This window comes from Mesorhizobium silamurunense (assembly GCF_014843905.1).
Taxonomy (GTDB): Bacteria; Pseudomonadota; Alphaproteobacteria; order Rhizobiales; family Rhizobiaceae; genus Mesorhizobium; species Mesorhizobium silamurunense.
The window spans coordinates 47,288-71,753 of record NZ_LPVS01000011.1; the positions used below are offsets into that span (position 1 = coordinate 47,288).

Here is a 24,466-nt window from a genome sequence, read left to right on the forward strand (position 1 = left end):
AAGGACTTGGGGTGCCTAAAGGACTTGGGGTGGAAGAACAGGTTTTCGGCGGCGAGCATCATTCGGGCCGTGTCGCGCGTCCGCTGTGGACGGCGATCAAGCGCGGTCTGCTTGGCCGCTGCCCGCATTGCGGCGAAGGCAAGCTGTTCCACGCCTTCACCAAGCCTGTCGACAAATGCAGCGTCTGCGGCGAGGAGCTTCACCACCACCGCGCCGACGACCTTCCCGCCTATCTGGTGATCGTCATCGTCGGCCACATCGTGGTTGGCGCCTTTATGGGCGTGGAGGCGACCTCGACGCTTACGCTGTGGCAGCACGCGCTGATCTGGGTGCCGCTGACCCTCGTTCTGGCCATCGCGCTGCTGCAGCCGGTCAAAGGTGCCGTCATCGGCCTGCAATGGGCGCTCTATATGCACGGCTTCGGCGGCGAGAAGGACGAGTTTGAACCGCATCCCTAAGCCTGCAGCGGTTCTGCCTTTGATAGAGACAACGACCATCTCCAAGCCTCTGTTTTATGCAATTGCGGACCGAAAGCCGCTGCGCGCTTTTCCTGGAATTGCTCCAGCAGCGACTTTTCGTCCGAGGCTGGTGCAAAGGCCCGAACCCGCAAGCCACTTTCGCATTCGAGAAGTTTCCGCTAGGTCGAGCGCATGGAAGGAATGACCAGGGCGGATGTCGACAAGCTCGATAAAGGCTTGGCAGTGCACGGCGGCCGGCTGCTTCGCCCGCGCGATGCCGCAACCTTGATCCTGCTCGACCGGAGCGGCAGCGACGTTCTGGTGCTGATGGGCCGGCGCCATGCCGGGCATGCCTTCATGCCCGGGAAATTCGTCTTCCCCGGCGGCCGCACCGACCCCGCCGACAGCCGCATTCCAGTGGCCGCCCCGCTGCACGCCAAGGACGAGGCAAGGCTCGCCAGCGGTCCCGGCCGCGCGAGCGCCGCGAGGGCACGCGCCATCGCCTTGTCGGCAATCCGTGAGACTTACGAGGAAGCCGGCCTGCTGATCGGCCGCAAGGGCCCGTTCGCGACCGCCAAGCGCGATTGGCAGGGTTTCGTCGAACACGGCGTGACGCCGTCGCTGGACGCCCTGCGCTTCATCGCCCGCGCCATCACCCCGCCCAACCGCGTGCGCCGTTTCGACACGCGCTTCTTCAGCGCCTGGCGCGAGGATGTCGCCGTGGAATTGCCGGACGGCGGCCCGACCAACGAGCTGGAAGAACTCGTCTGGCTGCCGCTCGCCGAGGCGCGCAAGGCCGACATTCCCGACATTACCCGCATGATCCTGGAAGAACTGGAAAAGCGGCTCACGAACGATCCCTTGCTGAGTCCGGGCGGTGCCGTGCCGTTTTTCCGGCTGATCCGAAACCGCTTCGTCCGCGAAGTCCTTTAGAAGTAGAGCATCCATATTCCATGACGGTCGATACCCAGCAAAAGGGCGACGAACGCGTACACTGGTTGCCGATGATTGCGGCGATCTCCTCGATCAGCGTGGTCGGCATCGCCATCGGCCTCGGCATGCCGCTGCTCAGCGTCATCCTCGAAACGCGCGGCCATTCGGCCTCGATGATCGGCCTCAACACCGCGGTCGCCGGCCTTGCCTCGATCGCCGGAGCGCCGCTCGCCACGCCGCTTGCCATGCGGCTCGGCGTCGCCTGGACCATGCTTTTGATGATCGCCGTTGGCGCGCTTGCCTTTGTCGGCTTCCATTTCGCGCCGGATTTCTGGATGTGGTTTCCGCTGCGCGTCGCGCTGCATATCTCGCTGACGGTGCTCTTCATTCTGTCGGAATTCTGGATCAGCACCTCGGCGCCGCCGCATCGCCGCGGCCTTGTACTCGGCATCTACGCCACGGTGCTTTCCCTGGGCTTCGCCGCCGGGCCGTGGCTGTTCGCTCATCTCGGCTCAGGCGGCTTCCTGCCGTTTGGTGTCACCATTGCGCTGGTGACGCTCGCAGCCATTCCGGTGCTTGCAGCGCGCAACGAGAGTCCGACCATAGTCGCCGACAGTGAGACCAGCCACTTCCTGCGCTACATCTGGATGGTGCCGACCGCGACCTTCGCCGTTCTGGTGTTCGGCGCCGTCGAGACCGGCGGCTTCTCGCTGTTCCCGGTCTATGGCAACCGCTTAGGATACTCGGAGGCCGACGCAGCACTGCTCCTGACCATGATCGGCCTCGGCAACGTGCTCTTGCAGATACCGATCGGCATGATTAGCGACCGCGTCTCCGACCGCCGCTACCTGCTTCTGGCCTGCGCCACGGTCGGTCTCATCGGAACCGTTTTCATGCCGTTCTTCGCCCAAAACTGGCACCTGATGGCGGCCCTGCTGTTCGTCTGGGGCGGCGTGGTCGCCGCCATGTACACGATCGGCCTTGCCCATCTCGGCTCGCAACTCTCCGGCCACGAGCTCGCCTCCGCCAACGCCGCCTTCGTGCTGTGCTACGGCGTCGGCATGGTGATCGGCCCGCAGGCGATCGGCATCGGCATGGACGCCTTCGGCCCCTCTGGCTTCGGCTGGTCGCTCGCGCTGTTCTTCGCCGCCTATATGCTCCTGGTCTGCGCCAGGCTGGTGCGGAAAATTCTCTAGCGCGGAATGTCGCGAGGCTTGGGTATCCTGACATCACCGTGTCAGCAGCACCCCTGCTATACCCTCGCTCCAACGCAGGTATAGCGAGGAGAGATCGGATGATCGACAGCGGCTTTGAAACCAAGTCCCTCAGGATGGAACTGCTCCTGCTCGTCACCTTCCAGGCGCCGGCGGCCGATGTCGAGCGCATCATGGAGGCGGTCGTGGCGATCACGCCGCTGCGCATGGGCAAGTATGACGGCAACGCCTACCAGTCGGCGCAAGGCATCGAGCGCTACCGGACGCTCGAAGGGGCTGCCGCGGGCGCCGAGATCGAGCTGCGCAGGCGGCCGGGCACGGTCGAGGTGTCGTTCGAACTGCCCGACGACCAGGCGCTTGCCGCGCGCGTCGTTGAGGCCATATTCCAGGCTCACTCCTATGAGGAGCCGGTGATCCGCATCCAGCCGTTGCTGACCTGCCGTTCCAAGGGCCTCGATGACCGTGCCAATCCGAACCGCTGGTGGAATACGACCGGCGACTGGAAGAAGGCCGATCTGCAGGTCAGGGAGAACGCCTGACCGGCGGGTTCCGCTGGGTCAAAACGGGGCAGGAAGGCGCTTGGGCTTGACTTTCCGGGCGCGTTCTTTATGTGTCGCGCCAAGTTTCCCGCGTCCGGGTGTTTTCCCGTGTTCCAGCGGCCAAAACTCCACGAACATTAACGGACGAACATCATGGCCAAAGCCGCAAACATCAAGATCAAGCTTCTGTCGACCGCCGACACCGGTTTCTTCTACGTGACCAGCAAGAACAGCCGCACCAAGACGGACAAGCTGTCGTTCCGCAAGTACGATCCGGTCGCCAAGAAGCATGTCGAGTTCAAAGAAACCAAGATCAAGTAATCCGGTTTCCTCCGAGAATGCCAAAGCGCCGCCCTAAGGGCGGCGTTTTTCGTCGATGGGCTTACCCGATCAAAACGGACCCTGCGACGCCGGATCAGCTGGCCGCCGTAGGATCGCGCACCGAATTTTCGCACCAAGTGTGGCAGCGCCGTCACATCGAGCCGAGCGGGACCTGCTTACAGTACGATTCTGCAACACAGCGGGATCAGCGGAAGCGGGGGCTTCATGACGCATCGATGGTTCGCCGGACTGTTGTCGGCAACTTGGTCTTTTCCACGGTCGCGGCCAAGGCTGCCGATTTATCGCCGGTTGTCGCAGCGCCGACTTTCAACTGGACGGGCCTTTATGTCGGCATCCAGGGTGATTATCAATGGAGCAACGACCGCTCCACTGAGTTCCTTATGGCGACCGGAGCGCCGACCGGCTTCTTCCAGGATTTCCATCCGACCGGCGGACTGGGCGGCATCCACGTCGGCTACAACTACCAGATTGACCGGATCGTGCTCGGCATTGAGGGCGACGCTGAACTCGGCCGTGTGAGTGACAGCATCACTGCCTTCGGCAATAGGTTCGACGCCCGAAAGAACTGGGAGGCTTCTATCCGTGGGCGGCTCGGGCCGATGGACCGCCTCCTTCTCTATGTCACCGGCGGCGCCGCGTTCACCGAGTTGAAGTATTCCTATGTTTCGCTGGCCAATGCAGTACCGCCCGCCAATGCCACGATCTCCAAGACCGGATGGACCGTCGGCGGCGGCGGCGAAGTTGCGCTGACGGACTGGATGACCGCGCGCCTGGAATATCGCTATAGCGATTTCGGGACCACCCGCTTCGACTGGCCCCCGCCCGTCGGTGGTACGTACGAGCAGCATCCACGTTTCCATGAATTGCGCGCCGGCATCAGCCTCAAATTCTGAGGCGTCGGAGCGACCTTGCCTCGAAGTTGATCCCGTTTCGCCTACGACAAAACGCAATGGACTCCACCGTTTGGTGCGGAATCCTGATCTCTTTTCTGGAAAAGGGGGCCGGTCGGCGTTTGGCAGCGGTACGAGGAGGCCACTATGTGCCAGCGCCGGCCGGCCGACCCCACGGACCCAGGAGATGCGGCGGACCTGAGCATCATGGGGTATTTTTAGGATCGAGCCGGGCAGTCTACCCTCGTGCCGGCTTCGTTTTCGGTCTATGCGAAGCAGATTTGCGCAAGAACGTATGAAAATCAACCATTTCTTAACCACGGCTTCCGAATCGCTTGGGTTAAGGTAAATTCGTAACCCTGTCGGATGACTGGATATTAGCGACCTCTACAATGCGTGTCGCTCAAAAGTGTGCGGCGGTTTTGAGAAAACGACCTGCCCAAATCAAAAAGACCTAGCGCATGTCGCCCAAAAGTGCGCGGATGCTGAAGCGCGTCGCCGAAATCCGTTTCAACGAACGCGCTTTAGGCGGCCTTGGCGACAACCCGGTTGCGGCCGCCGCTCTTGGCCTCGTAGAGCGCAAGGTCGGCGCGCTTCATCAGCGCCGCGACCGTATCCGCTCCCTTCAGCACCGACGACACACCGAGGCTGACGGTCACTTCGATCGTCTTGCCGTCCGTCCCGATTGCAAAGGGCACCTGCGCGATCTCGGCGCGGATGCGTTCGGCCACCTTCTCGGCAATGGGCCCGTCGGTGTCAGGCATGACCACGACGAACTCCTCGCCGCCGAACCGGCAGGCGAGATCGATGCCGCGCACGTTCTTGCGCAGCCGCCTGGCGAATTCGCGCAGCACGTCGTCGCCGCCGTCATGGCCGTGAGCGTCGTTGATGGATTTGAAGCGGTCGAGATCGGTGATCATCACCGACAGCGGCCGCCGCCGCGCCACGGCGCGATCGAACAGCGTCTGCAGGTGGCTGTCGAGGTAGCGACGGTTATGCAGCCCGGTCAGCCCGTCGGTCACCGCCATCTCGATGGTTTGGGTGACGCTGGCCCGCAGCTGGTCGTTGTAGCGTTTGCGCCGCACCTGCGTGCGCAGGCGCGCCGTCAGTTCGTGCTGGTCGATCGGCCGCGTCAGATAGTCGTTGATGCCGAGTTCGAGGCCCCGGATGATACGCCCCCCCTCGCCCTCTTCGGCCAGAAGGATGATCGGTAGGAAGCGGGTGCGGTCGAGCGAGCGCAGTTGCGAGCAGAGTCTGAGCGCATCGAAGTCGGCAAAGGCCGTCGAGATCAGCACGCATTCATAGGGTGTTTCGGCGGCCTGAAAGAAGCCCGCGTTCGGATCGGTGGCGATATCGAGCTCGGCGCTGCCGCGCAGCATCTTTTGGACGCGCTCGATCGACGACTTGCGCTCGTCGATCAGAAGCACCTTGGGCTTGGTGTCTTCCGTCGCGAAGTTGCGGCTGAGCAGTTCCTCGATGCCGATGTTGCGCGTAGTCGAGGCGCGCAGCCGCAATTCGTCGGTCAGCGACTTCAGCCGAACCAGGCTTTTCACCCGCGTCATCAACTGCAGATCGTTGACCGGCTTGGTGAGAAAATCGTCGGCGCCGGCCTCGAGGCCGCGCACCCGGTCGGACACCTGGTCGAGCGCGGTGATCATGACCACCGGAATGTGAGAGGTCGCCGGGTCGCTCTTCAGCCGCTTGCAGACCTCGAACCCGTCCATGCCCGGCATCATCACGTCGAGCAGCACGACATCGACCTTGCCGTTCTCGCAGGTCTCGATCGCGTCCGGGCCGTTGCCGGCCGTCAGCACCTCGAAATACTCGGCGAGCAGCCGGACCTCCAGCAGCCGCACATTGGCGGGGATGTCATCGACGACGAGGATCCGCGCGGTCATCTCAAAGGCTCCGGCTCGGCATCAGGCATCGCCCAGATAGGATTTGATCGTCTCGATGAAGCGCGGCACCGAGATAGGCTTGGAAATATAAGCCTCGCACCCCCCCTGGCGGATGCGCTCCTCGTCGCCCTTCATCGCGAAGGCGGTGACGGCGATGACCGGGATCGAATGCAATTCGTCGTCTTCCTTCAGCCATTTGGTCACTTCCAGGCCCGACACCTCGGGCAGCTGGATGTCCATCAGGATGAGGTCCGGCCGGTGCCGGCGCGCCAGGTCCAGCGCTTCCAGGCCGTTGCGCGTGCGGACCGTCTCGTAACCGCTGGCTTCGATGAGGTCCCGAAAGAGCTTCATGTTGAGCTCATTGTCCTCGACGATCATGACCTTCTTAGCCATCGTTTTCCCGTCCCGACGGTCCCCGGAGCCGAAGACCGTCGTCATGCGTCCTTGCCGGATCGCACCCAACCCGCATGTACCCTACGTCAATATGATTGACGAAACGCAAACCGGCCGTTGGAAAAGCACACCGATTCCACTTGCGGGTGCAGGGCTTAAGCGGCTGAGACTTGCCGCAAGCGACGCTTGCCATTACTGCGGAAGAAAGACTCACATCCACACCGGCAAAAGGTAACGATGGCGAACGCAGCGTCAATGCGCGAAGAAGCGGAAACTCTTGCCGTCAGGGCGCTTGGCTTCGTCGCCGGCGATCCCGAACTCTTGCCCCGTTTCCTGGCGATTACCGGCATCGATGCGCAGTCGATCCGCAAGGCAGCCGCGGAGCCGGGCTTCCTTGCCGGCGTGCTGCAGTTCATCCTCGCCCACGAGCCGACGCTTTTGCGCTTTGCCGAGGAGACCGGCACGCCGCCGGCCGCCATCGGCAAGGCCTTGCGCCTGCTGCCGCTCGGCAACGACGACCACGAGCGCTCGGCATGAGCGACGACCCCGAGACCGCGCGTCAGATCGAGGAGCTTGCCGCCGACGACCGGCCGCTGCTGGTGCTCGACGTCGACGATGTCGTGCTCGAATTCGTTCGGCCCTTCCCGCATTTCCTGAAATCGCGCGGCTTCCAACTGACGCTCGCCTCCTTCCGCCTCACCGGGAACATCGCCGAGACGGCATCCGGCAGGCTGATCGAGCAGCCCGAAGTCACGGCCCTTCTCGGCGATTTCTTCGACGCGCAGGCCGATTGGCAGAGCATCACCGACGGCGCCGCGGAGGCGCTGGCGACGCTCGGGCAGCGTGCCGAGATCGTGCTCCTGACCGCCATGCCGCATAAGCACCGCGCCGTGCGCCGCGCGCATCTCGACGCGCTCGGCCTGAACTACCCGCTGCTGACCACGGAAATGGCGAAAGGACCGGCCATCGCCAAGCTGCGCGGCGCCAAGGGCAGGCCCGTCGCCTTCGTCGACGACCAGCCCGCCAATCTGATGTCGGCGCGCAATTCGGTTGCCGACGCGTACCTCTTCCACCTGATGGCTGACAACGCCCTGCGCGCCTTCCTGCCGCCGACACCGGACGACATCATCTCGGTCGAGAACTGGCGCGAGGCGGCGCCGAAGATTGCGAGCGCGCTTGAACTCTAGGGTAATACTAGGCTCGCTTTAAAGCCTGTCTCCCGAAAGTGGGAACCGGTTTCGGGACAAAGACATGAGCGCAGTGGACGAATCTGAAAGATCGCGACGCGCTTTAGGGCTGCAGCTTCGCTCCGGCGCCACCATTATCGTCCTGGTCCGAGCCGTCATCTTGACCCGAGCCGCCGTCCTGAATGGCATCCGCCGGTTTCAGCATGGCGCCGTTGACCGTGACCGAACCGTCGGCCTTGGCATTGATCACCCATTCCAGCCGGCCATCGGGCAGCGTCTTGGCAAAGCCCTTGACGCCAAGCGCGAAGGGGAAAGCCTGTGCCGCTTCTTCGTCGCTCTTGGCCCCCTCTTGCAGGGCCGCCACGATCTTATCGTAGCCCGCGACATCGACGGTCAAGGTCGCATCCGGCTTCTTGCCCGGAAACGTCATCTCGCCTTCCATCGCGACCTCGATGTCGCCGGCTTTCAGCATGCTGTGCCCCAGAACGCCTTTGGGATTCTTGGCCATAAATTCCGCGACCAAGGTATCTCCAAATTCTTCCGATAGCGGTGGATTCTTGTTGAGATCAAAGGCTTCGATTGCCTTCTTAGCCATGGAGTCGAGGTCGAGATTGGCGCCGCCGAAGTTGAGGTCAATGTCGGTAGGCAGTAATGGGGCGGTCCACGCGGGAAAGGTCTGAGGTAAGGTCAAGCCCGACGCCTTGATTGCATAATCGAGCTTGCCGTTATTCGCGATCCCATCAGAGCCGAACGTGGTGCTCAATTGAGCCGCACCGAAATTGCCGGCGTATGTTTCAAAGGCGAAGTTCTTGAATGTGTAGGTTCCATCGATCCGGTCCCACAGCGGCAGCGCGGCGAGCAGAAGCGATTTGAGCTCTGCCTGATCGGCTTTCAGCCGAACCTCGTCTTCATGAGCCACAGCGAATGCCAAGAGGTCCAGAAACGGTCTTGTCCGTAAGGCTTTAGCGGTCACATCCACTGCTAGATCCGGCGTCCTGATCGCCCCGACGTTCCGCTCGTCAATCTTGACCGTTTCGACGAAATCGGCCATCGCCTGCGTCAAGTTAAGGTCGACACCACCTTTTGCTGACTTGCTGGCTTTGAACTTTGCTGAGCCTGGGCCAACGCTCAAATCCGTGACTTGCCTCGGCATATGCGACGTCATCGTCATGCTCGCTACCGAGCTCGCGCCGCTGGTAAATGCTGCCAGTTCCGGATCATAGACGCCCGTGAACTTACCGTCCTTGATAGCGATCTCCGCCGTTCTCTGGCCGTCCGGATCGTTGATCGCGACTGACCCCTCGGTCGAAAAATCCGAAGACACATCCCATCCGCCGTCGCCGCGCGGTTTGACCAGCAGCGCGTAAGGCGGGAAGTCGAGTTTCGCTAGTGCCTGGTCCGGCAGTGCCGCTACAAGCGCCTTCAAATCGAAGGTGATTCTGTAAGCGTCTCCTTCCGTCGCGATTTTCAAGATGCCCTTGTCGATCGCTTGTTTGCCGACATAGCGGGACAGGTTGTCGGACAGTTGCTTAGCACCCTGACTATCGACGGCTTGCCCGAGAGCAGGTGCGCTGAACGCAAGAACTAAAACAAGTGGTAGAACACGTCTCACTCTGGACCCCCATTCGATTGCAAATTGCAAAACCACTTTCCATCGGTAGAAGGATACCATCACAGCCGCAAGACGACAGCTAAAGCACAAGCCGCATCAGCGGCCGACCGGGCTTGCGCTCCAGAAGCCTCTCGAATCCGGCCTTCTCGAACACCCGTGATGAGCCCACGAACAGGCCGATCGAGCGCGAGTCGCGCGACAGGTCGATCGGGCAGGCTTCCAGCAGCCTGGCGCCGTTTTCGCGGGCGAACGCGACGCCGCCGTCGACGAGGCGATGGGTGATGCCCCTGCCCCGCGCGTTGGCGCGGATGAAGAAGCAGGAGATCGCCCAGACGTTCGGATCGCCGGCATCCGCCGGATCGACCGGCGCCGAACCCCTACCCCGATTGTTCCATTCGGGCACGTCGGCGCGCGGGCCGATCTGCATCCAGCCGACGGCCCTGTCCTCCTCGAAAGCCAGAAGCCCCGGCGGCGGTCCGGCTTCGATGCGCGCCTTGATTTGATCCTTATTGCGCTCGCGGTCGCTGGCCCTGCGCTCCGCCGGTGTCAGCCGGAAATGCGTGCACCAGCAGCCGTAACAGGCGCCTTGCTTGCCGAAGAGGTCCTCGAAGTCGGTCCAGTGTTCAGGGGTCAGCGGTACTATGGTCGTGCTCATGCGTTTTCCCCAGGCCAAGCTTGTTGCCGGCCCAGCACTGTCGTACCATTGCGTTTGTTCTCTTTATGTTCGCAGCGATGGCGGCTCCTGTCAACAATCCCGAACACGGTTTTTGTCGCGACTGCCTGGCTTTTCAGCGCGGCGAGACGCGCCGCTGCGAGCGCTGCGGCAGCCCGAGGCTTGCCCGCCATCCTGAACTCTACCGGCTGCACATCGCCCATATCGACTGCGACGCCTTCTACGCCGCGATCGAAAAGCGCGACAATCCGGCGCTGAAGGACAAGCCGGTGATCGTCGGCGGCGGCCGGCGCGGCGTCGTCTCCACCGCCTGCTACATCGCCCGCATCCAGGGCGTGCGCTCGGCAATGCCGATGTTCAAGGCGCTCGAAGCCTGCCCGGACGCCGTGGTCATTCCGCCCAATATGGAAAAATACGTCCAGGTCGGCCGCGAGGTGCGCGCGCTGACGCAGGCGCTGACGCCGCTGGTCGAGCCACTGTCGATCGACGAGGCATTTCTCGACCTTGCCGGCACCGAGCGGCTGCATGGCATGCCGCCGGCGCTTGTGCTGGCCCGCTTCGCGCAGACTGTCGAAAAGGAGCTCGGCATCACCGTTTCGGCCGGCCTTTCCTACTGCAAGTTCCTGGCCAAGATCGCGTCGGACTTCCGCAAGCCGCGCGGCTTCTCCGTCATCGGCGAGGCGGAGGCGCCGACATTCCTCGCCGGACAGCCGGTGACGTTGATCTGGGGCGTCGGCAAGGCCTTGGCCGCGACGCTGGAGCGCGACGGCATCCGCACCATCGCCCAGCTGCAGCGCATGGAGCGCGGCGAGCTGATGCGCCGTTACGGCGTCATGGGCGACCGACTCTACCGGCTTTCGCGCGGCGAGGACGACCGCCGCGTCGACCCCGACGGCGATGCCAAGAGCGTGTCGGCCGAAACCACTTTCGACACCGATATCGCCTCGCTGGCGGAACTGGTGCCGGTGCTGCGCGGCCTGTCGGAAAAAGTCTCGATGCGGCTGAAGAAATCCGGCATTGCCGGGCGCACCGTGGTGCTGAAGCTCAAGACGCAGGATTTCAAGATCCGCACCCGCAACCGCCAGCTTGGCGATCCGACACGGCTGGCCGACCGCATTTTCCAGACCGGGCTCGACCTGCTGCGTCGCGAGGCCGACGGCACGAAGTTCCGTTTGCTCGGCATCGGCGTCAGCGATCTCTCCGACGACGGGAAGGCCGATCCGCCCGACCTGGTCGACGTCCAGTCGCGCAAGCGCGCGCTTGCCGAAACCGCGATCGACGAACTGCGCGACAAGTTCGGCAGGAAGGCCGTCGAGACCGGCTACACTTTCGGCAAGGGGCGCAGCGCCAATCCGCCCGAGCCGCTCGAGGATTGAGGCTGGCCGGCATTCATTGCGGATTCGATCAACTGCGCCGCAGGTCGATCCGGCTCGTCACCATGGTCCTGCCGGTTTTCGGATCGGTGTCGGTCACCGTCAGCCGCATGCCGTCGCTGCCGGTCTTTTCGACGGTCAACTGCGCTTTGCGGTCGCCGTTGACCTCCTTTGCCCAACGGATGCCGAGATTGAGCGCGTTGCCCGAGCGGCTTCCGTTTAGCCGCGCCGGTCCCGTGCGCGAGCCGATATAGACGCCGGTATAGCCGGCGCCGCTGGCCTTGAGATCGGCGCTGATCTCCCGCGTCATCAGGATGAGGCCGCGGCATTTGCCGTCGAGCGACAGCGAGGTCGAGGTGGCGCCGGATTTGAAGGTGCAGGAGATATTCACCGTCGGCGCGCTGGCGCTCACCTTGAGGGTACCGCTGCCGGCGAAGCTGCCCTGGAACGAGCGCAGGAAATCGGCATCGTCGGCACGGGCCTCCACCGCTGCCGTCAAGCAGCCGCCGAGCAGAAACAGCATCATCGATTTCATCGGAAGTCTCCCCCAGCATCGAAAGCTGCGACTATGACGACTCGAACGCCTGCGACGGCTGCAGGTTCCGCCTTCAACGTGACCGTTTTTTAACGCCGCTTTCCAACGCCGCCGGTGCTGGCCCAGTCGAATGCATGGACTAGCGGTTGCGGTCGAAGGTCTGGCTTGCGAAATAGCGCCCATGGCACCCGCTCCCTCGATCACCAAGGCCGCGCTCTGGATGGCGCTGTCGATCGCCTCGTTCCTGGCGATGTCGGTCGCCGGCCGCACCGCGACCGCCGCGCTCAATGTCTTTCAGGTACTGGAGCTGCGATCGGTAATCGGCTTCTTTATCCTGCTGCCGCTGGTGATGACGGGCGGCGGCTTCAACGCGATGCGCACCGAGCGCCCCCTCGCCCATGTCGCTCGCAACGTCGTCCACTATGCCGGCCAGGCCGCCTGGCTCTATGCCCTGACCTTGATTCCGCTGGCCGTGCTGATCTCGATCGAGTTCACGACCCCGATCTGGACCGCGATCCTGGCGGTGAGCTTTCTTGGCGAAAGGCTGTCGCGGCCCAGGTTAACAGCGATCGTGCTGGGGTTGATCGGAGTGGTGATCATCGTGCGTCCCGGCGTCGGCTCGGTCGATCCCGGCCATCTCGTCGTGCTGGGAGCCGCTATCTGCTTCGGCGTCTCGGTGGTCATGGTCAAGTCGCTGACGCGAACCGACAGCGTCGTGCGCATCATCTTCTGGATGCTGATCATCCAGTCCGTGGTCGGCCTCGTCCCGGCGCTCTATGTCTGGCGCAACCCGGCGGTAGAACTGTGGCCGTCGATATTCGTGGTCGCCTTTACCGGCATGTCTTCGCATTTCTGCATGGCCCGCGCGCTCAGCCACGCCGATGCGACCGTCATTTCGCCGATGGACTTCCTGCGCGTGCCGCTGTCGGCGCTGATCGGCTGGCTGCTTTACAGCGAGCAGATCGATGTCTTCACCGCCGGCGGCGCCTTGCTGATCCTGACCGGCAATCTGCTCAACCTGCAGCGGAAAGCGCCGCAGCCGGCCGAAGTCGCCACCTCGTAGCTACAAGGTCATTTGCCCGGTCCGGTCGCTTGCGATCCGACAGGCTGGCTGACGTCGACCTCGTCGATCGAGCGGCACTCAGTCATAGACACCATCGAATAGAAAATCGTTGTCACCGCCGGCCTTGAAATGGCCGGCGTACGAACCCGTCGGCAGCAGCAATGCTTCCCCTGAACTGTCGCGCAATGTCACGGTCTTTGGCCCGGTCGTAAGGTGAAATGGTGGATCAACCACGCTGCCGTCGATTTCGACCTGGCCTCGCAAAGGCGTTCCATCAGCGCTGTAGAGCGCATAGCTTCCGGCAATCGGAACCTCGAAAATCTTCCGCTCACCGGGATGAAGGCGAGAACCGGCGATCCTGAGGTTCGGCGCGACACGGACGTAGCTGTTCAAAATCAGGGGCGCGACCACCGGATAGATATAGTCCATCCGGTAGGACCACAGGATCAGCTTTGGCGGAGACTTGCCAAGGACGTTGTAGGCCGCGGAGTTCTTGCCTTCCCGCAAGGTCGCGAGCACGTAGTGTTTGTCGAGCCATAAGGTTGTCGGCTCCATCCGATTGGGTAGCATTCCTACGCCGTCAAAATACCGCTCGTCCGGTGCAAGCAGTGACTCTGCGCGCGCCACCAGTTCAAGTTGTGCCGCATTGTCGAAGCGAAGGTAGAGTAAATTGACAACGAAGCTTATGGCCATCGCCGTGGCGAGCGCTACCCATGCAAAGCGCAGGTAAGGCACGCGGGTTGCGAGGCCGTCGAGCATTGTCAATGACCATAGCGACATGAACGGCAACGCCATGATGAACACGTAGGGCCATGGCTGGTCGTGCGCGAAGACCAGCACCGTGACGACGGCCGAGAAGATCAGCGCAATTCGCCGTCGCTCGTCGAGCTTCATGATCTGCATCAGAGACAGAGCCATGCCGGAGAAGCAGAAGACATAGAGAACATAGTTGCGCGCGAGCGTCTGCAACACGAAGCGCCTCAGCCCCCCGTAGTCACCGCCGCCGCGCATCGCGATCTCAAGCGGACCGAATACGAGGCTCTTGGCGACAGGAACGGGGTCGGCGCCGCCGAAGATGAAGCAATAGGCGATTATGGGAACAGTCCATCCCAGCACGAGCCACGCGCCGCGGGCGATGCCCGCCGCGTAGCGTCTCATCAAAACCGCGTCGGCGACCAGACCAAGCCCGAGCGCAAGATTGAAGTAGATTGATTTCTGCGTCGCGAGAAAGGACAGGCCGCTCAAGGCGCCGGCAGCGACGAGCTGCCATCCCCTCAATTCACGCGCCCGCAGGACGACCAGCAGCGCCGCCACGGCGAAGAACACCGCCAGCGGTTCGGCGATGGTGCGAAAGATGCGCTCCATGAAATTCGAGAAGCAGAGGAGCAGGAGGACGATGACCAAGGCACGGATCCGATCCTCCCCCAGCGCGCGAGCGCAAGCGTAGACGAAAGCAATGGTCGCGCATGCCAGCAGCGCTGTCTGCATACGGCCAGCAAGCAGAATTGACGTGGCATCCCAACCGATCAGGTGTGCGATCTCGTAGAAGATCGCATAGCCGACCGCCTTGGCGTGCCAGACCGTGCCGAACAGGCCATTGGAGAAATATTTGGCCCATCCGAGTTGGACGAATTCGTCCATGACGAAGCGGGCGTTCCAAGCCAAGATGAAGAGTAAAATGATCTTAAGTGCGATCAGGACGCTCAGAAAAATCGTTGCCTGGCGCTGCCCGAGACCGAATAGCTGGCTTGATCTGCGTCCAAGTTCTTGCGTGTCCAAAATGCCCCCAAACCGGCTCAGGGTGAGCCACCCGCGCCCCTCGCGGCGCAGCGATTGCGCGCCCCTGTCGCTATTCGGGGCCGCCGCTCCACCCGCAAACAGCGAATTTGAGGACGCCAGCTCCCAGGAAGAGGTCCATGCCGGCATTCCCGTTCAGAGCTACCAACTCAACACTTCGCAATAGTTCGGCCAGTCCGGTACAGCCGATGCTCTCTGCGCCTTTGGGAAATACCGTCGCGCCATGGCCGCAAAGTCCGAGCGTGAAAACAGCACGACATGCTTGTCTCCGGTAATGTGCCAGTCCGAAAGAAGCGACAGCATGGCGCGTACGCCTCCCGGCTCAACGTCCTTCAGGATGATCTTCCGGCAGGCCCAATGTTCGCAGCTTTCGGCCAGCGATTTGAAGAACGCGTCGCGCTGATCGACCGGCACATGATGGATGACGTCGCAAATCGTGACGGCATCATAGAGCCCGATCACGTCGGTGAGATAAGTCGCGGGCAGAAGTTCGACCCTTGCTCGATTTGCATTGCTCAGGAATGTGCCGACCGAGGGAGCTGGATCGCACATCGTAACCGCGAGGTCAGGGCGCCGATTTAAAAGCCGCTCGACAAGGGCGCCGTCACCGCCGCCGATGTCCAGGACCTTCGCGCCGTTCGGCAATTCGCCGTCGAGAAAATCCGCGATTCTGTCGAGGTTGACGAACACACGGCGATAGACATTGCCGACCGGCTTGAAATGGCGGCCGAGAACCCTGCGCGCGACCTGACCTGGTGCTGACATTCTTATTCCTCGTTTCCTATTGAATGCTGTTTCGCCGGGCGGGAGGGTGCCGTTGGCACAGGTGCGAGCCGCAGATAGAACCGCGGAAGGATGGCCCAGTGCGCGGCGACAAAGTTCCACGCGAATAGAGCGACGGTGGCAATCGGAGTCGCAATTGCAACACTAAGACCGAGGCCGGAACACAGAACGATCATTATGGCTGTCGAGATCGGATAGGCTGCGGCCATGCCTCCTACGAAACGCGCGAATGCCTTCAAACGAAGAGGCTCGGCAAAGGTGAACCAGCTGTGCAGTGCGTATCCGAGGGGCGACACGGCCATGAATGAAACCACGGTGCCCAGCAGGTAATGCCCTCCCACTCTATCGACCGCAATCATGATGGCGTTGTGCGTGATGGCGCACACCAACCCCACCAGCATGTACCGCCACCCCCGTTCCAAAAGCGGTCGTTCGGGGGCAGCCGCATAGCGCTTCTGCTCCACCTGCTCGCCGGAGTTCATGGCAGGGCTGGGCATTGGCGTCAGAAAGCTCCTGTCAGTTTCGCGCGAAGCCGGCACACGACACGCTCACGCAACCGCGAGTCGCGCAAATAGCGCCTCATTCCGATCGGCCCGAGCGACAGCACGACACCAGCCGCACGAACCAAGCCCTTCAAGTTGCCGGCCGACGCGGCGGCCAGCGACACGTTGACGCTGATCGACGCCCTGGCGGCAGGCCCTATCCTGCGACGGCTCCTCGCTGGAAGCCGGGGCAGATGGCGCTCCAGCACAGTCTGCATTTGTGATCGGAACTCGCTCGCATCACGGGATCCGGTTACAGTCAGCGAACTGCCGTGAACCCGAAAGGCCGTCGTGATCTCGTCGTGATAGGTTACCGGTCCAGTACTGGCGAGCTTGGCCCATATGTCCCAATCCGCCGTGTACCAGAGTTTCTCATCCACCCCGCCGCACGCCAGCCATGCGCTTCGGCGGAATATCGGAGCGGGCACCGAGACAAAATTTTGCACCAGCAGCCGTTCCAGCAGGAATTCAGCTTCGAGCACCTCGTCAGCCGGCAAGGGACAGTTCCAACGCCCCATTCGACGGCCGTAGCGGTCGACGATAGCGGTCGGGGCCAGATGAAGCGCGGCTTCGGGCGCATCCGTGAGCCAGCGGCGAACGGCCTCGACGCGCCCTGGCAGCCACAAATCGTCGGATGGAAGTATGCAAACATGATCGGCGGCCGCCAGCTCGACGCCTAAGTTGGTCTTCGTCTGCCACTGTCCAAGGTCCCTTCGCTGAAGCAGCCGCAGGGGCAATCGGTGGACAAATCGCTCGACAACGGCCGCGGTGGCGCTCGTCGGACTGCTGTCGATAACGATTATCTCCAGGCCACCGGTCGGCTCGGCGACCAGCGAGTCAAGTGTCGCGCCAATCCATGCCGCTCCTTCGTGGACCGGTATGACGACGGACAGAAATGGCTTTTCGATCACGCAGCTACCTCTTCCGCTCGGAAGCCAGTCGAACAGTCAGAACGCACGCCTGCCGTCCAGGTTATCAAGCAGCAACTTGAGCACAAAGCCGGCCAGCACCATGGACATGCCGGCCACACAGGCGGTGGTGATCACAAAGGTCAGGTGCACCGACTGCTCCATCGGACCGCCGACAAAAATCCAATGCAGCGCCAGCAGCACGTCCGCGACAAAGCCGGCCAGCGCGAGCGCGCCACCGGAAAAGACCAGCCATTCCAACGGGCGGCCGCGCATCAGCCACGGCACGATTCGGCCCCCGTGGACCGGGTGATAGATAGCGATCGCCACCTTGGCCAGCATGCCGAAAAGGATCGCCGAAAGACCTATCAACGTCGCCATTGCCGAGAGCGCGACGAAGTGGATTCCGAAATACCACCCGCCGATCCGGACCGGTCCCGCGGCGAGTATCGCGAGGCCGGCGATGCCGGCCACCAGCAAGGTCACCCCCGGTATGAGATACATGGTGTTGGGCGCATGGGCCACGATCAGGCGCAGGTGTCGCCAACCGTCGCGGAACGAGCGCAGATGAGGCGGGCGGCCGCGCTTGTCCGGATAGAGCTTGATCGGCACCTCGCGGATCACCAGCCCGGCGCGGTGCGCATTGATGACCATCTCCGAAGCGAATTCCATGCCGGGCGAGCGCGCGCCCATCCTGCGGAACGCATCGCGGGTGAACCCGCGCATGCCGCAATGAAAATCGTGTATCGGAGAATGGTGGAGCCAGCGGGCAATCGTTGAAAGCACCGGATTGCCGAGATACCGATGCAGCGCAGGCATGGCGCCGGGCTCGATACCGCCCGCGAAGCGATCACCCATCACCAGTTCGGCACCGTCCTCCAGCGCGTCGATGAAATCGCCGAGGCTGCTCCAGTCGTAGGAATCGTCCGCATCCGCCATGATGAGGTACTTGCCCCGCGCAGCTTCAGCCGCCGCGCTGATCGCCGCGCCATATCCCTTGACCCGTTGGTGCACGACGCGCGCGCCGAGGGACTCGGCAATCTCGACTGACCGGTCGCTTGACCCATTGTCTCCGACGACGACCTCGCCCTTGATGCCCCGCTTTGCAAAGACGTCGAGTGCCTTGCGGATGCAGATGCCGAGCGTGCGCTCTTCGTTAAGGCAAGGGATAATGGCCGACACGAGCGGTGCCCCCGCATCATCGGCGTGTTGCCCATCGAGATCAGTCTGGACTATCGCGAAATTCGACTTGTCGACCATAGTGCCCCGTTCCTGCCCAATCGTCGCCTTGCTGACGACCTAGGCACACGCCCCCAACACTTCCGCAGCCTAGCTGCGACATTAGCAAGAACAAGTTAGTCAAAGATATACAGAACCATACGCCGTTGAGCGAATGACGTGGTTTGGCGAGTATTGGGCGGGCGTTATTATGCTCTCGTCGTAAGCCCAGCGCATCCGGATTTGCCGACGTGGCTAGTCGCTGGCGTCACACTACGGCGGCGCTTCAAAAAATCCATCCGGGTCGTTGCTCAAGCCTAGATGAATTTCGGTGGCTTTTAGCACTTCGGAGATCATACCTATACCAGTTCCACTTCCACAACGCCCTGCACCGCGCGCATGGCAGATGCGATTTGCGGCGAGACGCGGTAACGACCCAGATCGATCTCGACCTCGCCCTGCGCCTCTCCCTTAAGCACGATAATGCTAACCTGACTGTCGCCACGCTGTTTAAGCTGTGATTGAATGGTAGAAGATGGGCGATCATCTCTGACAAAGATGCGCAGTGCCTTCTGAATGCGACTGGCTTCATCATCCAGCGATTGCACCGAGTTAATACGCAGATTGACGCCCTCGGGTCGGTCCTCAGCCGCAACGGTGATCACCACCGAGTTGCCAGGCTCCAGCATATCGCGAAATTGCGCCAAGCCTTCGGAAAACAGAACCGCCTCATACTGTCCTGTCGTATCGGAAAACTGAACTACACCCATCTTGTTGCCCGTCCGGGTCTTGCGTTCCTGTTTGGAAGTAACCGTTCCCGCAAGCCGCCCATTGGTCGCGCCGCGCTTAACGCCTGCGGCGAATTCCGCCCAGCTCTGCACTCGCATCTTCTGGAGTGCTGCCTTGTATTCGTCGAGCGGATGCGCCGAGAGATAGAAGCCAACCACCTGGAATTCGCGGTGCAGCCGGTCGGCGGCAAGCCAGGGATCGGTTGCCGGCAGGTTGAGCGCCTGTGATTGCGCGCCGAGCGATGCACCAAAGATGTCGGCCTGGCCGGAGATCGCGTTTTGCTGCGCTAGCGAGGCCAGCCCCATCATCCGCTCGACGCCGGCCATCATCACGGCGCGGTCATGCCCGAAGCAGTCCAGCGCGCCGGCCATGATCAGGCTTTCGAAGACGCGCTTGCCGACGATCTTCGGATCGACCCGCTCGCAAAAATCGGCAAGGTTTTTGAACGGCTTCTCGCCGCGCTTCTCGACGATATGCTCGACCGCCGCGTCGCCGACGCCTTTGAGCGCCGCAAGCGAATAGAAGATCTTGTTCTCGCCGACCTCGAAGGGGCGGAAGCTGGACATCACCGAGGGCGCCAGCACCTCGATGCCGAGGCGGAGCGCGTCCTGGCGGAAATCGGCAAGCTTATCGGTATTGCTCATGTCGAGCGTCATCGACGCCGCCAGGAACTCGACCGGGTAGTGCGCCTTGAGATAGGCCGTCTGGTAAGAAACGACGGCGTAGGCGGCGGCGTGCGACTTGTTGAAGCCGTAGTCGGCGAATTTGGCCAAAAGGTCGAAGATGAAATCGGCCTGCGGCTTGCCGACGCCGCGCTCCACCGCGCCCGAGACGAAGCGCTCGCGCTGCTTGTCCATCTCGGCGCGGATTTTCTTGCCCATGGCGCGGCGCAGGAGATCGGCTTCGCCGAGCGAATAGCCGGCAAGCTCCTGCGCGATCTGCATCACCTGTTCCTGGTAGACGATGACGCCTTGCGTCTCCTTCACCAGATGATCGATCTTGGGATGGATCGAGGCCATCTCCTCCTCGCCATGCTTTCTGGCGTTGTAGGTCGGGATGTTCTCCATCGGGCCGGGGCGGTAGAGGGCGACCAGCGCGATGATGTCCTCGATGCAGTCCGGCCGCATGCCGATCAGCGCCTTGCGCATGCCGGCACTTTCAACCTGGAACACGCCGACCACCTCGCCGCGCGACAGCATGGAGTAGGTATCGGGATCGTCGAGCGGTATGCGGGCAAGATCGATGTCGACACCCCGCCGCCGGATCAGCTTCACCGCCGTTTCCAGCACCGTCAGCGTCTTCAGGCCGAGGAAGTCGAATTTTACGAGCCCCGCCTGCTCGACATATTTCATGTTGAACTGGGTGACCTGCATGTCCGAGCGCGGATCGCGGTACATCGGCACCAGTTCCGACAGCGGCCGGTCGCCGATGACGATGCCGGCGGCATGCGTCGAGGCGTGGCGATAGAGGCCTTCGAGCTTCTGCGCCGTGTCGAGCAGCGTCTGCACGATCGGCTCCTTTTCCGCCTCCTCGGCGAAGCGCGGCTCGTTGGCGATCGCATCCGCCAGCTTGACCGGATTGGCCGGGTTCTGCGGCACCATCTTGGAGAGCTTGTCGACCTGGCCGTAAGGCATCTGCAGCACGCGGCCGACGTCGCGCAACACGGCGCGCGCCTGCAGCGTACCGAAGGTGATGATCTGCCCCACCTGGTCGCGGCCGTATTTCTGCTGGACGTAGCGGATGACCTCCTCGCGCCGGTCCTGGCAGAAGTCGATGTCGAAGTCGGGCATCGAGACGCGGTCCGGATTGAGGAAGCGTTCGAACAGCAGCGAGAAGCGCAGCGGGTCGATGTCGGTGATGGTTGTCGAGTAGGCGACCAGCGAGCCGGCGCCCGAACCGCGTCCCGGCCCGACCGGGATGCCTTGCGCCTTTGCCCATTTGATGAAGTCGGCAACGATCAGGAAGTAGCCGGGGAACTTCATCTTCTCGATGATGCCGAGCTCGAATTCGAGCCGCTCGCGATACTGCTCGATCGTATAGCCGGGCGTCGGCCCGTGCTTGGCAAGTCGCGCCTCCAGGCCTTCGCGTGCCTGGCGCGCGAGTTCCGCGGCTTCCGCCTTCTCGGCCGCATCCTTGTCGGCGGCGTCGGCTCCGGTGAAGCGCGGCAGGATCGGGCTGCGGTTCTTGGGATAGTAGGAGCAGCGCATCGCGATCTCGACAGTGTTGTCGATCGCTTCCGGCAGGTCCGAGTACAGCCGCGCCATCTCCGCTTGGCTGCGCAGGAAATTGTCCGGCGAAAGCCGCCGGCGGTTGTCGGCGGCCACCACCGAGCCTTCGGCAATCGCAATCAGCGCGTCATGCGCCTCGTAATCTTCGCGCTTGGAGAAGAAGGCCTCGTTGGTGGCGACCAGCGGCAGTTCGTGGCTGTAGGCAAGGTCGACCGTCGACTTTTCGACCATGCGGTCATAGCCGGCGATCCGTTCCAGTTCGACGTAGAGACGGTCTCCGAACAGGCCTTTGAGGAAGAGCAGCCGCTGCTCGGCGAGGTCGCGGCGATCCGCCTTAAGCGCGCTGCCGATCGGGCCGCGCGGTCCGCCGGTCAGGCAGATCAAGCCATCGCAACGGCCTTCAAGCATCGCGCTGGTCAGATGCACCGGATCGCCGGGCGGCGTCTCCAGATAGACCTTGCTGATCAGCCGGACCAGATTGGCATAACCCGCCTCGCTGGCGGCGATCAGCACGATCGGCGACATCTCGGGACCGTGCCGGCGGCGGTCGCGCTGGGCATCGCTGGCTTCGCCGGAAAAGGCGAGATCGACCTGACAGCCGATGATCGGCTGGATACCGTCCTTCACCGCCTTCTGGGCGAATTCGAGCGCGCCGAACAGATTGTTGGTGTCGGTCACCGCGATCGCCGGCGCTTCGTCCTTGACCGCGTGCCCGACGATCGCGCCGAGCTGCAGAGCGCCCTCGAGCAGCGAATAGGCCGAATGCACGCGCAGATGGATAAACGTCCGCGCCGACGCTTCCGGCCGCGCGGCCTTCACGGCTGCTTCGCGCTGCAACGGGTCGCGTGGAAGTCGTTCATCCGCCATGTTTTTTCGCGCTATCCCAAGGACTCATCTGTGCTGATGTATTGTCCCGGACGGAGCGATGCCAGTCCAGCACAATCGGTCGCGGACCACAGGCTTTCGACCCCTTGCCGCCAATGCTCAGGCGAATTCCATGATCACCGCATCCACCGCCAGGCTGTCGCCCGGTTTGGCGTTGAGCTTCGCCACGGTGAGGTCGCGCTCGGCGCGAAGCACGTTTTCCATCTTCATCGCCTCGACCACGGCCAGCGTCTCGCCGGCCTTGACCTCCTGCCCTTCCGCGACGGCGATCGACACGACGAGGCCAGGCATCGGGCAGAGCAGCATTTTCGAAGTATCCGGCGGCAGCTTCTCCGGCATCAGCCTTTCAAGCTCCGCCGTACGCGGCAGCATGGCTTGAGCCGTCACCGACATGCCCTTCCAGGCGATACGAAAACCGTTCGGCACCGGCCGGACCTGCGCCGCGATCCGGCTGCCGCCGACCGTGCCGTGCCAGATCGCGTCGCCGGGTCGCCAGTCGGAGGCGACCGTCAGCGGCTTGCCGCCATCGATCGACAGATCGACCTCCATCGGGATCGAAACCATGCCGTCGACGATGCCGGTGGCAAGATAGTCCGTGCCGAGCTTCACCACCCAGTCGCGCTTGAGATGGCCGGAATGCGGCGCCAGCCGTCCGCTGAGGCGGTCGAGCCGGTCCCGGCGCAGCAGCTCGATCGCGGTGGCGATCGCGGCGAATACCGCCCTCTCCTCGCCATCCGGTTCTACCGGCGCGAAACCGTCCGGATATTCCTCCGCGATGAAGCCGGTCGAAAGCCGCCCCTCACGCCAGCGCGGATGCTGCATCAGCGCCGCCAGGAACGGGATGTTGTGCTCGATGCCGTCGACCACGAAGCTGTCCAGAGCTTCGGACATGGCATCGATCGCCTCCAGCCTCGTCGGCGCCCAGGTGCAGAGCTTTGCCACCATCGGATCGTAGAACATCGATATCTCGGAGCCTTCAGCGACGCCGGTGTCGTTGCGGATCACGATGTCGCCGAATGCGCCCTCTTGCGGCGGCCGGTAACGCGTCAGCCGGCCGATTGACGGCAGGAAGTTGCGGAAAGGGTCTTCGGCATAGAGGCGGCTTTCCACCGCCCAGCCGTTGAGCTTCACGTCGCTCTGCTTGATGCAGAGCTTTTCGCCAGCGGCAATGCGGATCATCTGCTCGACTAGGTCGATGCCGGTGACGAGCTCGGTCACCGGATGCTCGACCTGCAATCTCGTATTCATTTCAAGGAAATAGAAGTTCTTGTCCTTGTCGACGATGAACTCGACCGTGCCGGCGCTCTGGTAGTCGACGGCTTTTGCCAGCGCCACTGCCTGCTCGCCCATGGCCTTGCGCGTCTTGGCGTCGAGGAATGGCGACGGCGCCTCTTCGACCACCTTCTGGTTGCGGCGCTGGATCGAGCATTCGCGCTCGCCGAGATGGAGCGCATTGCCATGCGCGTCGGCCAGCACCTGGATCTCGATATGGCGCGGATCGACGACGAATTTCTCGATGAAGACCCGGTCGTCGCCGAACGAGCTTTTCGCTTCCGAACGCGCGCGCTCGAAGCCGTCGCGCACTTCCGTCTTGCTCCAGGCGATGCGCATGCCCTTGCCGCCGCCGCCGGCCGAGGCCTTGATCATGACCGGGTAGCCGATCTCGCCGGCGATCCTTTCGGCATGGTCGGCGTTCTCGATGACGCCGAGCCAGCCGGGCACGGTCGAGACCTTGGCCTGGTTGGCGAATTTCTTCGATTCGATTTTGTCGCCCATCGCGCGGATGGCCTTGGGCTTCGGCCCGATGAAGACGATGCCTTCCTTTTCCAGCGCCTCGCAGAAGGAGGCGCGCTCGGACAGGAAGCCATAGCCTGGATGCACCGCCTCGGCGCCGGTCTCCTTGCAGGCGGCGATGATCTTCTTTGCGACGAGATAGCTCTGCGCGGCGGGCGACGGGCCGATATGCACGGCTTCGGCGGCCATTTCGACATGCATGGCATCGCGATCGGCGTCGGAATAGACCGCGACCGTGGCGATCCCCATCTTGCGCGCGGTCTTGATCACGCGACAGGCGATCTCGCCGCGATTGGCGATCAGGATCTTCTTGAACATTCGGATGTTGTCCTCCGGCGAAGCCGCCCAGTTCTATGGACAATTCCGGCGCGTCTCAAGTGTCTGGGCCCCCCTGCTCTCGGCGCCTGACACC

General features: G+C 62.7%; 22 protein-coding genes. 10 read left to right on the forward strand and 12 right to left on the reverse strand.

What is annotated here, in order from left to right; all coding sequences use genetic code 11:
* Positions 1-11: 11 nt before the first annotated feature.
* The 6 genes from AU465_RS02360 (at position 12) to AU465_RS02385 (ending at position 4,379) form a co-directional block, all read left to right on the forward strand.
* Positions 12-458: a DUF983 domain-containing protein gene (locus AU465_RS02360; protein WP_192243842.1), complete on the forward strand. Its 447-nt coding sequence runs from the start codon at positions 12-14 to the stop codon at positions 456-458.
* A 192-nt stretch (positions 459-650) separates the two neighbouring features.
* Entirely contained in the window at positions 651-1,391 is a 741-nt protein-coding gene (locus AU465_RS02365; protein WP_192243675.1) for an NUDIX hydrolase, read from the forward strand.
* Between the two features lie 20 nt (positions 1,392-1,411).
* The gene (locus AU465_RS02370) at positions 1,412-2,587 is read left to right on the forward strand and encodes an MFS transporter (RefSeq protein WP_192243677.1); all 1,176 of its coding nucleotides are present in this window, start codon (positions 1,412-1,414) and stop codon (positions 2,585-2,587) included.
* A 98-nt stretch (positions 2,588-2,685) separates the two neighbouring features.
* A complete protein-coding gene (locus tag AU465_RS02375; RefSeq protein WP_192243679.1) occupies positions 2,686-3,144 on the forward strand; it encodes a YqfO family protein in 459 nt (152 codons plus the stop codon).
* A gap of 153 nt (positions 3,145-3,297) precedes the next feature.
* Positions 3,298-3,465: a 50S ribosomal protein L33 gene (gene rpmG, locus AU465_RS02380; RefSeq protein ID WP_006201775.1), complete on the forward strand. Its 168-nt coding sequence runs from the start codon at positions 3,298-3,300 to the stop codon at positions 3,463-3,465.
* Positions 3,466-3,728: 263 nt separating this feature from the next.
* Positions 3,729-4,379, forward strand: a complete 651-nt coding sequence (locus AU465_RS02385) for an outer membrane protein (protein WP_192243681.1) — start codon at positions 3,729-3,731, stop codon at positions 4,377-4,379.
* Between the two features lie 521 nt (positions 4,380-4,900).
* On the opposite strand, the gene AU465_RS02390 is transcribed toward AU465_RS02385, so the two are convergent.
* Complete coding sequence (locus AU465_RS02390) at positions 4,901-6,274, reverse strand: PleD family two-component system response regulator (protein WP_192243683.1); 1,374 nt, start codon at positions 6,272-6,274, stop codon at positions 4,901-4,903.
* Positions 6,275-6,295: 21 nt separating this feature from the next.
* A complete protein-coding gene (locus AU465_RS02395) occupies positions 6,296-6,652 on the reverse strand; it encodes a response regulator (RefSeq protein ID WP_281396661.1) in 357 nt (118 codons plus the stop codon).
* Between the two features lie 252 nt (positions 6,653-6,904).
* Here AU465_RS02395 and AU465_RS02400 point away from each other — a divergent pair, with 252 nt between their 5' ends.
* Together AU465_RS02400 and AU465_RS02405 are read left to right on the forward strand one after the other, a co-directional pair.
* Positions 6,905-7,204, forward strand: a complete 300-nt coding sequence (locus AU465_RS02400) for a DUF3572 domain-containing protein (protein WP_192243687.1) — start codon at positions 6,905-6,907, stop codon at positions 7,202-7,204.
* Positions 7,201-7,854, forward strand: coding sequence for a hypothetical protein (locus AU465_RS02405; protein WP_192243689.1), 654 nt, complete (start codon positions 7,201-7,203; stop codon positions 7,852-7,854). The genes AU465_RS02400 and AU465_RS02405 overlap by 4 nt, the downstream gene beginning before the upstream one ends.
* A 103-nt stretch (positions 7,855-7,957) precedes the next feature.
* Here AU465_RS02405 and AU465_RS02410 read toward each other — a convergent pair whose 3' ends face one another.
* The gene (locus AU465_RS02410; RefSeq protein WP_210324963.1) at positions 7,958-9,526 is read right to left on the reverse strand and encodes a hypothetical protein; all 1,569 of its coding nucleotides are present in this window, start codon (positions 9,524-9,526) and stop codon (positions 7,958-7,960) included.
* A gap of 19 nt (positions 9,527-9,545) precedes the next feature.
* Positions 9,546-10,121, reverse strand: coding sequence for a GNAT family N-acetyltransferase (locus tag AU465_RS02415; RefSeq protein WP_192243691.1), 576 nt, complete (start codon positions 10,119-10,121; stop codon positions 9,546-9,548).
* A gap of 65 nt (positions 10,122-10,186) precedes the next feature.
* Here AU465_RS02415 and AU465_RS02420 point away from each other — a divergent pair, with 65 nt between their 5' ends.
* On the forward strand, positions 10,187-11,515 hold the full coding sequence (locus tag AU465_RS02420) for a DNA polymerase IV (RefSeq protein ID WP_192243693.1): 1,329 nt from the start codon (positions 10,187-10,189) through the stop codon (positions 11,513-11,515).
* Between the two features lie 28 nt (positions 11,516-11,543).
* Here the strand turns inward: AU465_RS02420 and AU465_RS02425 are convergent, their stop codons facing one another.
* Positions 11,544-12,047 carry a hypothetical protein gene (locus tag AU465_RS02425; RefSeq protein ID WP_192243695.1) on the reverse strand — a complete coding sequence of 168 codons (504 nt, stop codon included), beginning with the start codon at positions 12,045-12,047 and terminating at the stop codon, positions 11,544-11,546.
* Positions 12,048-12,228: 181 nt separating this feature from the next.
* Here AU465_RS02425 and AU465_RS02430 point away from each other — a divergent pair, with 181 nt between their 5' ends.
* Positions 12,229-13,110 (forward strand): DMT family transporter, encoded by an 882-nt coding sequence (locus tag AU465_RS02430; protein WP_192243697.1) that lies wholly within the window; start codon positions 12,229-12,231, stop codon positions 13,108-13,110.
* Between the two features lie 78 nt (positions 13,111-13,188).
* On the opposite strand, the gene AU465_RS02435 is transcribed toward AU465_RS02430, so the two are convergent.
* The 7 genes from AU465_RS02435 to AU465_RS02465 all read right to left on the reverse strand — a co-directional run bounded on the left by AU465_RS02435 (position 13,189) and on the right by AU465_RS02465 (position 24,372).
* Positions 13,189-15,036 (reverse strand): ArnT family glycosyltransferase, encoded by a 1,848-nt coding sequence (locus tag AU465_RS02435; protein WP_192243699.1) that lies wholly within the window; start codon positions 15,034-15,036, stop codon positions 13,189-13,191.
* Between the two features lie 12 nt (positions 15,037-15,048).
* Positions 15,049-15,672 carry a class I SAM-dependent methyltransferase gene (locus AU465_RS02440; protein WP_192243701.1) on the reverse strand — a complete coding sequence of 208 codons (624 nt, stop codon included), beginning with the start codon at positions 15,670-15,672 and terminating at the stop codon, positions 15,049-15,051.
* Positions 15,673-15,674: 2 nt separating this feature from the next.
* Positions 15,675-16,187, reverse strand: a complete 513-nt coding sequence (locus AU465_RS02445; protein ID WP_192243703.1) for a GtrA family protein — start codon at positions 16,185-16,187, stop codon at positions 15,675-15,677.
* A gap of 5 nt (positions 16,188-16,192) precedes the next feature.
* Entirely contained in the window at positions 16,193-17,143 is a 951-nt protein-coding gene (locus AU465_RS02450) for a glycosyltransferase (protein ID WP_312891179.1), read from the reverse strand.
* A gap of 36 nt (positions 17,144-17,179) precedes the next feature.
* The gene (locus tag AU465_RS02455; RefSeq protein ID WP_192243705.1) at positions 17,180-18,400 is read right to left on the reverse strand and encodes a glycosyltransferase family 2 protein; all 1,221 of its coding nucleotides are present in this window, start codon (positions 18,398-18,400) and stop codon (positions 17,180-17,182) included.
* A 317-nt stretch (positions 18,401-18,717) separates the two neighbouring features.
* A complete protein-coding gene (dnaE, locus tag AU465_RS02460) occupies positions 18,718-22,242 on the reverse strand; it encodes a DNA polymerase III subunit alpha (RefSeq protein WP_192243707.1) in 3,525 nt (1,174 codons plus the stop codon).
* Between the two features lie 117 nt (positions 22,243-22,359).
* Positions 22,360-24,372, reverse strand: a complete 2,013-nt coding sequence (locus tag AU465_RS02465; protein WP_192243709.1) for an acetyl-CoA carboxylase biotin carboxylase subunit — start codon at positions 24,370-24,372, stop codon at positions 22,360-22,362.
* Between the last annotated feature and the right edge of the window lie 94 nt (positions 24,373-24,466).

Coding starts and splice junctions, on each gene's coding strand:
- AU465_RS02365 (WP_192243675.1), top strand. CDS start 651: ATGGAAGGAATGACCAGGGCGGATGTCGACAAGCTCGATAAAGGCTTG.
- AU465_RS02370 (WP_192243677.1), top strand. CDS start 1,412: ATGACGGTCGATACCCAGCAAAAGGGCGACGAACGCGTACACTGGTTG.
- AU465_RS02375 (WP_192243679.1), top strand. CDS start 2,686: ATGATCGACAGCGGCTTTGAAACCAAGTCCCTCAGGATGGAACTGCTC.
- rpmG (WP_006201775.1), top strand. CDS start 3,298: ATGGCCAAAGCCGCAAACATCAAGATCAAGCTTCTGTCGACCGCCGAC.
- AU465_RS02390 (WP_192243683.1), bottom strand. CDS start 6,274: ATGACCGCGCGGATCCTCGTCGTCGATGACATCCCCGCCAATGTGCGG.
- AU465_RS02395 (WP_281396661.1), bottom strand. CDS start 6,652: ATGATCGTCGAGGACAATGAGCTCAACATGAAGCTCTTTCGGGACCTC.
- AU465_RS02400 (WP_192243687.1), top strand. CDS start 6,905: ATGGCGAACGCAGCGTCAATGCGCGAAGAAGCGGAAACTCTTGCCGTC.
- AU465_RS02405 (WP_192243689.1), top strand. CDS start 7,201: ATGAGCGACGACCCCGAGACCGCGCGTCAGATCGAGGAGCTTGCCGCC.
- AU465_RS02410 (WP_210324963.1), bottom strand. CDS start 9,526: ATGGTATCCTTCTACCGATGGAAAGTGGTTTTGCAATTTGCAATCGAA.
- AU465_RS02415 (WP_192243691.1), bottom strand. CDS start 10,121: ATGAGCACGACCATAGTACCGCTGACCCCTGAACACTGGACCGACTTC.
- AU465_RS02420 (WP_192243693.1), top strand. CDS start 10,187: ATGTTCGCAGCGATGGCGGCTCCTGTCAACAATCCCGAACACGGTTTT.
- AU465_RS02425 (WP_192243695.1), bottom strand. CDS start 12,047: ATGAAATCGATGATGCTGTTTCTGCTCGGCGGCTGCTTGACGGCAGCG.
- AU465_RS02430 (WP_192243697.1), top strand. CDS start 12,229: ATGGCACCCGCTCCCTCGATCACCAAGGCCGCGCTCTGGATGGCGCTG.
- AU465_RS02435 (WP_192243699.1), bottom strand. CDS start 15,036: ATGCCGGCATGGACCTCTTCCTGGGAGCTGGCGTCCTCAAATTCGCTG.
- AU465_RS02440 (WP_192243701.1), bottom strand. CDS start 15,672: ATGTCAGCACCAGGTCAGGTCGCGCGCAGGGTTCTCGGCCGCCATTTC.
- AU465_RS02445 (WP_192243703.1), bottom strand. CDS start 16,187: ATGCCCAGCCCTGCCATGAACTCCGGCGAGCAGGTGGAGCAGAAGCGC.
- AU465_RS02455 (WP_192243705.1), bottom strand. CDS start 18,400: ATGGTCGACAAGTCGAATTTCGCGATAGTCCAGACTGATCTCGATGGG.
- dnaE (WP_192243707.1), bottom strand. CDS start 22,242: ATGGCGGATGAACGACTTCCACGCGACCCGTTGCAGCGCGAAGCAGCC.
- AU465_RS02465 (WP_192243709.1), bottom strand. CDS start 24,372: ATGTTCAAGAAGATCCTGATCGCCAATCGCGGCGAGATCGCCTGTCGC.